This is a genomic window from Variovorax sp. P5_A3, from assembly GCF_056400665.1.
In genome coordinates this window covers 1-11,398 of sequence record NZ_JBFUKW010000024.1, presented here as the reverse complement: position 1 = coordinate 11,398, position 11,398 = coordinate 1, and the positions used below count along the sequence as shown (strand labels likewise).

General features: G+C 67.7%; 10 protein-coding genes and 1 pseudogene. 6 read left to right on the top strand and 5 right to left on the bottom strand.

Going from position 1 to position 11,398, the window contains the following annotated elements:
• Nucleotides 1-115 precede the first annotated feature (115 nt).
• Nucleotides 116-682, top strand: a complete 567-nt coding sequence (locus AC1D3B_RS28040) for a c-type cytochrome (protein WP_478193945.1) — start codon at nucleotides 116-118, stop codon at nucleotides 680-682.
• A gap of 37 nt (nucleotides 683-719) precedes the next feature.
• Here AC1D3B_RS28040 and AC1D3B_RS28035 read toward each other — a convergent pair whose 3' ends face one another.
• The 4 genes from AC1D3B_RS28035 to AC1D3B_RS28020 form a co-directional block, all read right to left on the bottom strand.
• A complete protein-coding gene (locus tag AC1D3B_RS28035; RefSeq protein ID WP_478193944.1) occupies nucleotides 720-3,491 on the bottom strand; it encodes an Hsp70 family protein in 2,772 nt (923 codons plus the stop codon).
• Between the two features lie 19 nt (nucleotides 3,492-3,510).
• On the bottom strand, nucleotides 3,511-5,382 hold the full coding sequence (locus AC1D3B_RS28030) for an Hsp70 family protein (RefSeq protein ID WP_478193943.1): 1,872 nt from the start codon (nucleotides 5,380-5,382) through the stop codon (nucleotides 3,511-3,513).
• Complete coding sequence (locus AC1D3B_RS28025) at nucleotides 5,379-5,963, bottom strand: DUF2760 domain-containing protein (RefSeq protein ID WP_478193942.1); 585 nt, start codon at nucleotides 5,961-5,963, stop codon at nucleotides 5,379-5,381. Before AC1D3B_RS28025 ends, AC1D3B_RS28030 begins: the two co-directional genes overlap by 4 nt.
• A 214-nt stretch (nucleotides 5,964-6,177) precedes the next feature.
• A complete protein-coding gene (locus AC1D3B_RS28020; RefSeq protein ID WP_478193941.1) occupies nucleotides 6,178-6,510 on the bottom strand; it encodes a DUF1090 family protein in 333 nt (110 codons plus the stop codon).
• Between the two features lie 341 nt (nucleotides 6,511-6,851).
• Between AC1D3B_RS28020 and AC1D3B_RS28015 the strand changes: the two genes are divergently transcribed.
• On the top strand, nucleotides 6,852-7,061 hold the full coding sequence (locus tag AC1D3B_RS28015; protein WP_478193940.1) for a hypothetical protein: 210 nt from the start codon (nucleotides 6,852-6,854) through the stop codon (nucleotides 7,059-7,061).
• On the opposite strand, the gene AC1D3B_RS28010 is transcribed toward AC1D3B_RS28015, so the two are convergent.
• Complete coding sequence (locus AC1D3B_RS28010; RefSeq protein ID WP_478193939.1) at nucleotides 7,049-7,639, bottom strand: YbhB/YbcL family Raf kinase inhibitor-like protein; 591 nt, start codon at nucleotides 7,637-7,639, stop codon at nucleotides 7,049-7,051. The two genes, AC1D3B_RS28015 and AC1D3B_RS28010, sit on opposite strands and share 13 nt — an antisense overlap.
• Before the next feature lie 102 nt (nucleotides 7,640-7,741).
• Here AC1D3B_RS28010 and AC1D3B_RS28005 point away from each other — a divergent pair, with 102 nt between their 5' ends.
• The 4 genes and pseudogenes from AC1D3B_RS28005 to AC1D3B_RS27990 form a co-directional block, all read left to right on the top strand.
• A complete protein-coding gene (locus AC1D3B_RS28005; RefSeq protein ID WP_478193938.1) occupies nucleotides 7,742-8,971 on the top strand; it encodes an FAD-dependent oxidoreductase in 1,230 nt (409 codons plus the stop codon).
• 53 nt (nucleotides 8,972-9,024) lie between these two features.
• The gene (locus tag AC1D3B_RS28000) at nucleotides 9,025-9,570 is read left to right on the top strand and encodes a DUF4166 domain-containing protein (RefSeq protein WP_478193937.1); all 546 of its coding nucleotides are present in this window, start codon (nucleotides 9,025-9,027) and stop codon (nucleotides 9,568-9,570) included.
• Nucleotides 9,571-9,779: 209 nt separating this feature from the next.
• Nucleotides 9,780-10,928, top strand: coding sequence for a DUF3616 domain-containing protein (locus AC1D3B_RS27995; RefSeq protein WP_478193936.1), 1,149 nt, complete (start codon nucleotides 9,780-9,782; stop codon nucleotides 10,926-10,928).
• A gap of 44 nt (nucleotides 10,929-10,972) precedes the next feature.
• Nucleotides 10,973-11,398: pseudogene (locus AC1D3B_RS27990) on the top strand (tyrosine-type recombinase/integrase); the annotation flags it as partial.

Sequence of the window (11,398 nt, the reverse complement as noted above, 5' to 3'; positions counted from 1 at the left end):
CAGGAGCGTCTGGGACAGCATCTGCCGGGCGGCGGGCGTGCCCAGCGAATGGACGGCCGCGAAGGAGTGGCCGAAGCCGGCCACCGGCACCACCAGCTTCATCCTGACCAACGCCATGGGCCGCTCCGGCGCAGGCGATGCGACCGGGCGCGGCGCCACCATCGCCATCCAGCAATGCAGCATGTGCCATGGCGCGCAGGGCATGAGCGATGGTGGTTCGCCCAACCTGGCCGGACAGTATCCGGAGGTCATCATCAAGCAGTTGCATGACTACAAGCTTGGCAACCGGACCAGCGCATTCATGCAATCCATCGCCAACAAGCTGTCGGAGCGGGACATCCAGGACGTTGCCGCGTACTACGACTCGCTGCCCAAGGCGCGCGCGGCACCGGTGCATGCCGATGAACCGGGTGCACCGGCGCTGGTCCGCGTGGGTGACCCGCTGCGAAACATCGTGCCCTGCGTGGCGTGCCATGGCGGCATCGACCACAAGCTGGGCGCGCCCTGGCTCGAAGGGATGCCGAAGGAGTACCTGTTGAAGGAGTTGAAGGCCTTTGCGTCGGGCACTCGCCGCAACGACAGCTTCGGCCAGATGCGCAACATGGTGCGCCCCCTGACCGCACAGGAGCTCGATAGCGTCGCGGAGTTCTACGCGCGGCGCGAGGCGACGCACCCACGCTGACTGCGCAACGCTGCGGCCCAGAGCACCGCGTCGCAACTCAGCGGATCAGTTTCAAACCCGGTGGCAAAGCCTCGCCGAACACGCCGCGTTCGCCGGCTTCGTCGAGCGCAACGACGTCGCGCGCGCGAGCGATCCATGCCGCCGGAGCCCGATGGGCCTCGAGCCGCGAGATGACTTGTTCGCGCGCTTCAAGCGGCAGGTCACGCGCGCGATCACCGCTCAGGCGAGCGAGGTTTGCGGCGGCGGCAGCAGCCCCTTCGACGCGCTTCCAGTCCAGTGCGAGCAGTGCGTCGAGCCAGGCGGCGGCGGCGTCGATCGGTACGACGCCGTGTGCGCTGCCGTAGAGGGGCGCGCGCGCACCGATGCGACCGACGGCCCACAGCGTCCATGTGTCGCGTGCCTGCGGACCGCCTGCGGCGCCCGGTCGCCGCAGGTGCTCGACCAGCCAGTCGCCGATCTCGACCTTGTGTTCGACCGGGATGCGTTCGAGCGAAGCGCCCATGCGCACCATGTCGTCCCAGCCCCCCTTGACGAGCCGTGGCGGTCGTTCAATGCCTGCTTCTCCGCCCCGCAGGTTGATCGCGAAATCGTCCAGGAGCCGCAGCTGGGCTGCTTCGTCCAGCCCGCCGGCGACGCGCCGCCATAGCGTCCACCATTCTGCGCTGACCTGACGCTCGTGGCCGTGCTGCACCCCCAACTCGAAGAGCGGCCACAGCTGCTCGATGCGCCAGGCGTCGAGCGCGTCTCCGAAGCCCGGTCGCAGGCACCAGCCGGCCAGGCTCAACCACAGGCGCTCGTGGTCGGCCGAGCGGTGGCGTCCACGCGCGCGCTGCCACAGCGCGTCGAACAGCGGGCGCAGCAACGCGGTCGACCACCGTTCGCGACTGCCGAGCAGGGCTTCGAGCTGCGTGCGCAACTGCTTGACCGCCTTGGGCCCGACCTGGCGATCGCGCGCGCCGAAGACACGCTCGATGCACTCGACCGCCTCGCCAAAGCGCGGCGGCAGTCCAGCCCCTGCGGATACCGGCGCAGCCGAATCGACACGCAACTGGAATTCGAGCTTCCAGCGTTGCGCCGGATCATTGGCGGAGATGCAGTGCACTTCGAGCGTACCGACCTCGGTCAGCATGGCCGCCAGCTGCACCGGGATGTTGCGTCGCGCGGTGCCGCCACCGGCCCGCACCACGGTGGCCACCGGCGGCAGCGGCTGCACATCGCGTTCGTCAAGATCGACCAGTTCACCGGCCAGCGGCGTGAGCTGGCCGGCGCTACCGCCCGTGGTCGACACGAGGTGGAAGCGTACCGGTTCGCCGATGCGCAACTCGAAGCTGCGGCCTTCGAGGCGAATCTCGCGGCCTTCCTCGCTGCCGCGCGGAAGCACGCAGACGCCTCGCCCCTCGCTGTCGTCGAGCGGCAGAAAGTAGCTGCGTGCCGAACCGCCGCTGATCTTCGGCGCCAGGCCGCGCCGCGCCAGCGCGTAGGCGACCGCGCCCCGCGCAACCGCGACGTCCGGATCGGCGTTGTGCAGTGCATGCAGCGGCGCGCCGCGCCACGCGCCGAGCGTCGCGTGCAGGCGCGCCGCGATCGCTTCGGAGCGAAACACGCCGCCGTTGAGCAGTAGCGCGTCGGGCCAGCCGGCGGTCGCGTGCTGGTGCAAGAAGCCGGCAATGTGGCGCGTCACGGCCGGGTCGCTCGCGTAGGGCAGTCCGAACGCGACCAGGCCGCTGCCACGCTCGCGCCGCGGCAGTTCGCCGGCGGTCACCTGCGGGAAAAAGCCATCGACCACGATGCGCTCGACTTCGTCGCGGCCCAGTGCCACCGAACGCGCGCCGCCGATCAGGCGCGAACCCGCGCCTAGCAGCGTCACCTGCGCGCTGGCCGGTGCATCGGCAGCAAGCAGCCGCTCCTTGGCGGAACGGCAGCGTTCAACCAGTTGCGACAGCTGGCCTGCCGACAGGCGCGCCGCAGCGTCGTCCGCCGCTGCGTCCAGCCTGGATTCGGCCAGATGCGCGAGCGCCAGGTCCATGTTGTCGCCGCCGAGCATCAGGTGGCGACCGACCGCGATGCGTTCGAGTCGCGGTTCGGCACCATCGCTGTCGACGCGCACCAGGCTCAGGTCGGTGGTGCCGCCGCCGACATCGCAGACCAGCACCAGCCGCGTGTTCGCCAACGCCTTCCCAAGCGCATCGCGGTGGCGGAACAGCCAGTCGTACAGCGCAGCCTGGGGTTCTTCGAGCAAGCGCAACTGCGGCAGTCCGGCGTCGCGTGCGGCTTCGACAGTCAGTGCGCGTGCCGCATCGTCGAACGAAGCCGGCACTGTCAGCACGAGTTCCTGATGTTCGAGCGGGGCCTGCGGATAGCGGTGGTTCCAGGCTGCGCGGAGGTGCGCGAGGTAGCTCGCGCTCGCAGCCACCGGAGACACCTTCGGTACATCGGCCGCTGCACCCCATGGCAGGATGGCCGCCAGCCGGTCGACCGCGGCGTGCGACAGCCAGCTCTTCGCGCTGGCCACGAGCCGCCCTGGCACCTGGGCGCCGAGCTGGCGCGCCAGGCTGCCGATCACAGCGGTGTCGCCATCGCCGGCCGGTGGCCATGGCAGCACCAGATCACCCGGGGGCAACTCGCCCGGTGCCGGGTGATAGCGCATCGACGGCAGCAGCGGCCGAGCCGCCACTTCACCGGGCGCGACCAGCTGTTCGACGTCGAACAGGCGGATGGCGTCTTCTGCGATCCGGCCATTCGCCGCCGCATAGGCGACGACGGTATGCGTGGTGCCGAGGTCGATGCCGACCGTATAGGTCGCGGTCATGCTGGTGCCAGATGCCTGCTCAAACCCCCGGGTCGTCCTGCGGGCGTTCGCCGCGCACGTCGAATTCGATCTTCCACCGCTCGCTGCCGCTGCGCGGAACGGCTTCGAGTTCGAGCGTGCCGGCCTCGGTGACGCGGGCGTGCAGGCGCACCGGCACCACTTCGCCGGGGCTGCGCCCCTCCGGTGGAAGCGTGGCTGAAATCGATGTGAGTTCCTGCAGCTCGTCGGGGGCCCAGGCGTCGAGCAGCGTGCCCACGCCGTCCTGACGCCGCACCGATGAAGCGAAGAAACGGAAATGCACGGGTTCGCCGATCACCAGCCCGAGTTCGAGCGCGGGCAGTTCGGCTTCGGTGCCTTCTTCCATGCCGAACGGCGCCACGCACAGGGCCTGCACCGGCGGCTCGATGCCGGGCACCGCGGGCATCGACGACTCGACACCGACGTAGTACGCAAACGCGGTGCCGCCGCGGATGCGGACGCCGTGGCCCTGCCGCACATAGCCGTAGTAGGCGGCGCCGCGGGCGACCGCGAGGTCGAGGTCGGCGCCGCTCAGCAGCCGCGCCGGCGAGCCGCCTTCTGCGGCGAGCCACCTGTTGATCGTCGCCAGCGTGCGATCGGCCAGCAGCGGCGACTTGAAGACGCCGCCGTTGAACAACACCGCTGTCGGGTGCAGGAAGCTGGCGCCCTCTGCGTCGTGGCTGGCGCGATCGCCAAGGAAACCTTCCAGCTCGGCGACGGCCCCGACCTGCCGGCCGAGGAACGCCGCCAGGTGGCGGGTGACGGCCGCGTCCTGCGCATAGGGCAAGCCCAGCTGCGACAGGCCCGCACGCACGCGAGCGACGGGTCGTGCGGAGGCTTCGACCTGCGGAAAGAAACCATCGACGATGGTCGCACCGACTTCGTCGCGCGTCAGCTCGGTGCGGATCGAGCCGCCGATCAGCTTGCTGCCGCGGCTGGGCACGACGATGGGTTGCGCAGGTGCTGCGGCATCTCCGAGCAGCTTTTCCTTCGCGCTGCGGCAGGCATAGGTCAGCGCGCGCAGTTGCCATGCGTCCAGCGTGGTGCCCGCCGCAGCCAGCTTGCGGGCGACGACATGCGCGAGCGTCAAGTCCATGTTGTCGCCACCAAGCAGGATATGGTCGCCCACCGCGACGCGGTGCAGTTCGAGATTGCCGTCGCGCTCGAGCACGGCGATCAGCGAGAAGTCGCTGGTGCCGCCACCGACATCGACCACCAGGATGATGTCGCCCGGCTTGACCTGCTTGCGCCACGCGCCGCTGGCCTCGATCCAGCTGTACAGCGCCGCTTGCGGCTCTTCGAGCAGCGTCAGTGAACTGCAGCCGGCGGCCTTGGCGGCTTCGACCGTCAGCTCGCGCGCGGCCGGGTCGAACGACGCCGGGATCGTCACGGTCACGTCCTGCTCGGAGAACGGCGCTTCGGGGTGCGCATGGTCCCAGGCGTTGCGCAAGTGTTCGAGGTAGCGGATCGAGGCGTCGAGCGGCGACAGCCGCGCCACCTCGGGCGGCGCATCGTGCGGCAGGATCGAGGCACGCCGATCGACGCCGGGGTGGCAAAGCCAGCTCTTCGCGCTCGAGACCAGTCGGATCGGCGTCGTCGCGCCGCGACTGCGCGCCAGTTCGCCGACGGCATGATGGCCCTCCGTCGACCAGGGCAGCGCCAGGTCGCCCGCCGCCATTTCGTCTTCATGGGCCACGTACAGGAACGAAGGCAGCAGCGCCAGCGATTCGACCGCACCGGGGGCCGTCAACTGCGGAACCGGCAGCAAGCCGTGGACGGTAGCTTCGCCGTCGCTGGCTGCGATGTCGATGTACGTGAGTGCGCTGTGCGTGGTGCCGAGGTCGATGCCGATCGCGAAGCGCGGGTTGCTCATAGTTCGACCTCCGCCGGCGCCACCACATGCGTATCGTGGCGCTCGGCCAGTTTGGGCAGCCGCACTTCCGTGACGCGCCAGCCCCGGTGTCTCAGGCTGCCGGTGAATGGCGGCTGACCCACCAGGTTGCCCGTCAGGCGCACCGCGGCGGCGTCAAACCCCGCCTGCAGCGTGACGCGGCCGCCTTCGGCCTCGTCACGCACCGGCACGATGCTGAAGTGCTCGCGCAGCACCTTGGCGCAGCCTTCGTGCACAAGGCGTGCGGCGGCGCCGATCTCGGCATCGGCGTAGCTGCCAAGATTCTCGCCAACAAAGTCGATGAGCCGCGCATCGCGTTGCAGCAGGGCGAGCAGTTGCAGCGCGGCCTCGGGACTTGCCTCTTTCAGCACCGGCGGTACAGGCACCGGTGCGGCCGATGCCGCAACCGATGGCGGTGCAGCGCCATTGCGCAGCGCGGCGTACCGCGCAGCCAGATCGGCATCTGCCAATACGCCGAACAAGGCGCCGAACGCGAGCGGAATGCGGCGCAGCAGCGAGGGCTTCGCTTTGTCGTCTGAAGAGGGGGCTCGCGGGTGATTCATTGGTTGCTCCAGGTCGGCCAACCGCGCGGACGCAGCCGCGCGCGCCGGTTATCAAGGCCCGGACTTGCTGGCGGCAGGGCCGGGCACCGGTGTCGCCATGGACACGTGCTGCTGTGCAGCATTGTAGAGGGGTGCACCGGCGGTGATCGCAGCGTTGCTGTCGGGGACGGTGCTGCGATGGCCTTGTAGATCATGGACGAACCATTGCGCGGCGCTACGGGGCCTCGTGCCTCAGTCTGCGCAGTTGTTCCTCTGAATGGTCGAGTTCCTTCCGCAGTTCTCGGATTTCCTTTTCCAGCCTCTCGATGTTCGCTGCACGTCGCTGCTCGGGGGCAAGCGTTTCACAACGAGCCTGCACCGCAGTCAATGCCTCAGCAAGTTGGCGTCGCCGCAGCATCTGGCCGTTGGCGCGCGCGAGGTCCATGTCCCGCTCGATGGCCGCCTGTTCGGCTTTGCACTCGGTGTTGTCCACCTGGCTTGCGGGTTGCGCAATGACGGGACCTGCCAGAGCTAGCGCGATGGCCAAATAACAGGGGTTCGCGCGCATACAAGTACCGGAGGGAAGGAGACGCCGAGCATGCCAGCAACTGCCGCACTTGACCGAAGGGCGCCCGAGTTGTCTGCTACCTCGAGCAGCCGTTCGCTCGCTGCTCCGGGTCGGCTGGGCCTGCAGGCCGACGCCGTCGTCACGGATACGTCTGGCGCGTGGCGACGGATGCGAGGGGCTCAACCTCCGCAGGGCCCGCGCCGGCACAGGGCCGCGGCCGCGGAGTGACAAAGGTCACATTGGCCCTGTGCACTGCGTACTCCGCAAAACAGGGGTGGACGCCTAAATTGGCGTCACTCAAATCGCGTACCCAGAGATCCACTCCACCGGAGCCAATGGCCATGAAACTCTCTTCGCGCTGTCTGTTTTGGTTGACGAGCGGTCTGTCGCTGATGGCTCTGGCCGTCGCGCTGCTGCATCCGAACCCGGCAGTCGCGGCTGACCGCGCCTGCCTGGGCAAGCCCGACATCCAGATCGCCCTGGTCGGCAAGGACATGCTCGGGGCGACACCGGCGCAGAAGGTGGGCGCCGAGCCCTGTCAAAGGCTGTAGAGTCCGACCACGCTCTGTCCGCCAAGCGCGTGACCCTTGAGCGCGGCAAGCAAGGCGTCACGCCCCAATCCAGCGGGCAGTGCGCCCGGCGGAAGGTCGGACGCCACCACCGTCAACGTGTAGTGATGCGGCAGGTCGCCGACGGGGGGACACATTCCGCGATAGGCCGCTGCGCCCGCGACGTTCGGCCCCATGGAAAAGTCCGCACCCGCCTGTGCGTCGCCCGACTTGAGCTGACCGCGCTCGGCCGCGATGTTGTAGGCCACCCAGTGCGATACACCGAGGCCCGTAGCACCGTCCGGGTCCCAAAGGAATACGGCGACCGACTTCGCCTTCGCGGGCAGGTTGGTCCAGGCCACCGGCAAGGAGACGTTCTTGCCACCGCAGTCGCCAAGACCCGCATGCTCAGCCGGAATGGGACCATTGTCGGAAAAGGCGCTCGAGGTGACCTTCATGGCCGTCGACGGCTTGCTCCCGGCGGCGGGTGAGATGGCGGAACAGCCCCCTATCAGGCTGATGAAGGCAACCGCCGAAACCGACAGGATGCCGGACCGATGGATGGAGCGAGGGCTGGACATTGCTTCTCCTTGGGAATCGCGGTCGCGAGAAATTCGCGTGCGAATGCTAGCGTCGAAGTGAGGTGGAGGCTGAGCTATGCTGATGCATCTCGTCTCCGTCGCATGCAGCAGCCGTCAACAACACTGAACATCGGAATTGCCGGTGCCGGACCCGCCGGTCTGGCGACCTCCATCGCGCTGGCGGCATTGGGCCATCGGGTCGAGGTTTTCGAGAAGCATTCAGCGCTCGAGCCGCTGGGCGCAGGGCTGCTCATCCAGCCGCAAGGCCTTCGCGCACTCGAAGAGCTCGGCGTGCGCCGCGAGTTCGACGCGGTCAGTGTTCCTATTGGGCGGCTGCTTGGAACCAGCCATCGAGGCTGGCGCGTGGTCGACATCCACTACGAGGCGTCGCCGGCTCGCGCGGTCGGTCGAGCAGCGCTCTCTCGCGTCCTCCATGGCGCCGCGCAAGCCGCTGGCGTTCATTTTTCCTTGGCTCGCCAAGTCGAATCTCTGACCGTGGTCAAGGAACGTGCGAGGGCGACGACCAAAGCCGAGTCCCGGGATTTCGACCTGTTCGCCATTGCCGATGGGGCCGCATCCGGATTGAGGGAAAGTGCAGGCCTTGCCGGTCCTTCGAGGACCTACCGATGGGGCGCACTTTGGGGCCAGTTCTGGGTGCCCTTTTGGAAGGAGTCTGAAGTGTTGCTGCAGCGATTCCGGGGAACCTCGGAAATGATGGGCCTCATGCCCACCGAGGTTTCGGGCAGCGCGATCCGGCTTTCGTTCTTCTGGAGCATTCGCGGCGACCGCTACGCGGACTGGCAGTCGGGTGACCTCGCTGCATGGAAGTCGCATGTGCTGTCGCTCTGGCCCGAATCCGAGCCCGTGGTGAGCCAGATTCGGCGGCACGACGACCTGGCGTTCGCGACGTATCGCCATACGTGGCCGCGCTCGATGGGTTCCGGCCCTCTGTGCGTCGTCGGCGATGCGGCGCATGCCATGAGCCCTCAGCTCGGACTGGGAACCACGCTGGCGATGGAGGACGCGCTCGCTCTGGCCCGAGCCGTGCAGCAACACGGTGCGGCGGGAGCAGCGCGCGCGTACGCGTCGCGACGGTTGCGGCGGTCCCAAGGCTTTCAGACCTTGAGCCGGCTGCTGACGCCATGCTTCCAGGCGCAAGGTGAAGGGATGTGGCGGGACGTGGCATTTGCAACCGGATTGCGAATTCCCGGCGTCCCCTGGCTGATGAAGCGCAGCCTGGCCGCGCCTGCGAGGTCCGATACCGTTGCATCGATCACGCACGCTTCCGCGCTTCCGGCCGGCGAGCCCAGCGGCCCGGCTCCCCTCGCGTGAGTCCGTCGTTGGGTCCGAGCGTTGGCTGAGTACCGGGTCGTCGAGCTTGTCGCATGAACGCCGCGTCGATGTACGAGCGGGCCATGGGTGAACGTTTCGACCATCTGCCTCTCGCGGTGCGGCGCTTTCACAGGTTGGTCGGCCTGCAAGAACTTCACGGCTGGGTTGACACCGAGGCGCCCTCGACACTGGCGGCAAGGCTCCTCGCGCTTTGCATCGGTACCCCGCGCCGGGCGATGAGCGGACCCATCCGTTTCGAGCTTCATGCCGCGCCGGAGGCCGAGACCTGGACCCGTCATTTCCCGAGCCAGACAATGACCTCGCGCATGCGCCTCGATGCGCCTCGGGTCGTCGAGCGACTGGGCGCTGCGCGCTTGACCTTCAACCTGTGCGCGGCAGATGGTCGGCTCGAGATGCGTCTGACGGGATTGCGCTTCCTGGGCGTGCCGTGCCCGCGCTGGCTGCTCCCGACGATCATTGCAGAGGAGACCGGACAACATGACCAGCTTCACTTTCGAGTCCGGGCGTCGCTGCCGGTCATCGGCACCGTGACAAGCTATCGCGGCCACCTGACCATCGTCGAGAAGGAAGCGTCGTGAGGGCGCTTCAACGGCTCCGCCTGCGGCGGCGGATGCGAGAAAGCCGCGGCGCGACCGATCCTCTGACACTCTGTGTGCTCCTTCAGTCCGAAAGCTACGCCGTGGGGTAGTCCCAGACATCGGGCGGCAGCTTGTCCTTGAGCGGCGACGAATGAACTGTAGGTGGCCCCCCGGGAGAGAAAAAGCCGCGCTTCCACAATCCGGTTTTCATGCTTTCGGAACAGTCACTGCGCTCGCGCTTTGGCCATCCTTCCCACCATGCCATTCGCCAGGGCAACGCCCGGAACGACCTCCGGTGGTTACCTTGGTCATGTTCAGATCGGACACCGTGTGAGTCCATTGCGCTGCAGCCGACAATCGGGCGCGCGATCGGCCGACGCGCGGAGGGCGGGGTTGCTCTGGTCCCGAATCGGTTGACGCGTCATCATGGCGACATGGCCTACCCGGAACCTCCCGCTTTCCTGCCCTTGAATGGCCTCTACGAGCCGTCCGCGATCGTGCAGTTGCCGGACGGCCGATTTCTCGCGGTCGAGGACGAAAAGAGTCATCCGTTCGGCCTTTTCCGGGTCGGCGCGGACGGCAGCGTGGAGGCGAGCGAACTGACGCCCGGTTTCCTTCAGGCCTTCAGCGACTTCTGGAACCTGGAGGACCTCGAAGGCGTTGCACTCGATCCGGAGGGATTCGCCTATGCCATCACTTCGCATTCGCGGGACGACGAAGGCAGAGAGAAGAAATCCCGCGACCGGCTGGTGCGTTTTCGCATCAAGGGCGACCAGCCCGTGGATCGGAAGGTGTGCGAAGGCCTGAAGCGTGCGATGACGGCGCAGCATCCTGAACTCGCATCAGCGGCAGGCGTCCGGGACGTCAAGGGCGGCGGTGGGCTCAACATCGAAGCCCTGGCGGTCAGTGTGGATCCATTGCGCTTGCTGGTCGGCTTTCGCAGCCCGTTGCGCGACGGCCGCGCGCTCATCGCGATCGTCGAGAATCCCGCGGGCATCTTCGACGCGGATGAAGCGCCCCGTCTGGCGCCCGATCTTGTCGAACTTGATCTGGGCGGTTGCGGGATTCGGGCTCTCTCCTATATCCCCGTCCTGCGCGAGTTCATCGTCATCAGCGGGCCGGTGGCCCGCGATCCGGAGCCGTTCGATCTGTGGCGTTGGAACGGGCATCCCGGGAGCGCGGCGCGCCGTGTCAAGGTTCCCGGCTTGCGGACCCTCTCGCACGCTGAAGGGGTAAGTCCGGCAATCGTCGGCGGGGAGCACAAGGTCATCGTCGTCTTTGACGACGGGAATCGCAAGGAAAGGCGGCCTGCGCATTTCCTCCTGCTTGGCCTCGATCAATTGCAAGCTGCGGACTAGAGCGGATCAACGGCTGCGTTGTTTCCTTGTTTGGATCGATCGAGGTGTATCGCGAGATGTGGCGCGGCTTCATGGGCTGGTGCCTGGCCCAGTCGCCCGCCGTGACGCTGGAGTCGCTCGACGCGCAGGACCTCCAGGCGTTTCAGGCTGCCCGCTTCGGCATGAAGAGCCCGGACCTTTCACTCAGCCCGCGGCAYGCCCTTCGGCTGTTGCGCCTGATCGACCGCGTGCTGCGCCATCACGCAGCGCAGTCCGACGATCCCCCGAATACGGCCGCTTCGGATTGGCTCGCCGAGAACCCGCACGTGCGCTACGCCGAGGCAGCCAGCGCTGATCCGTTGCCGGAACATCTCTCGGTGGCCGAGGCGAAGCACCTGATCGCATTCCTGTCCAACGCGCGCCCTCGCCCCGGGGTCAGTGGCGCACGGCGAGATGCCCATGCGGCGTTCACGTGGCAGGAGCTTCGCAAT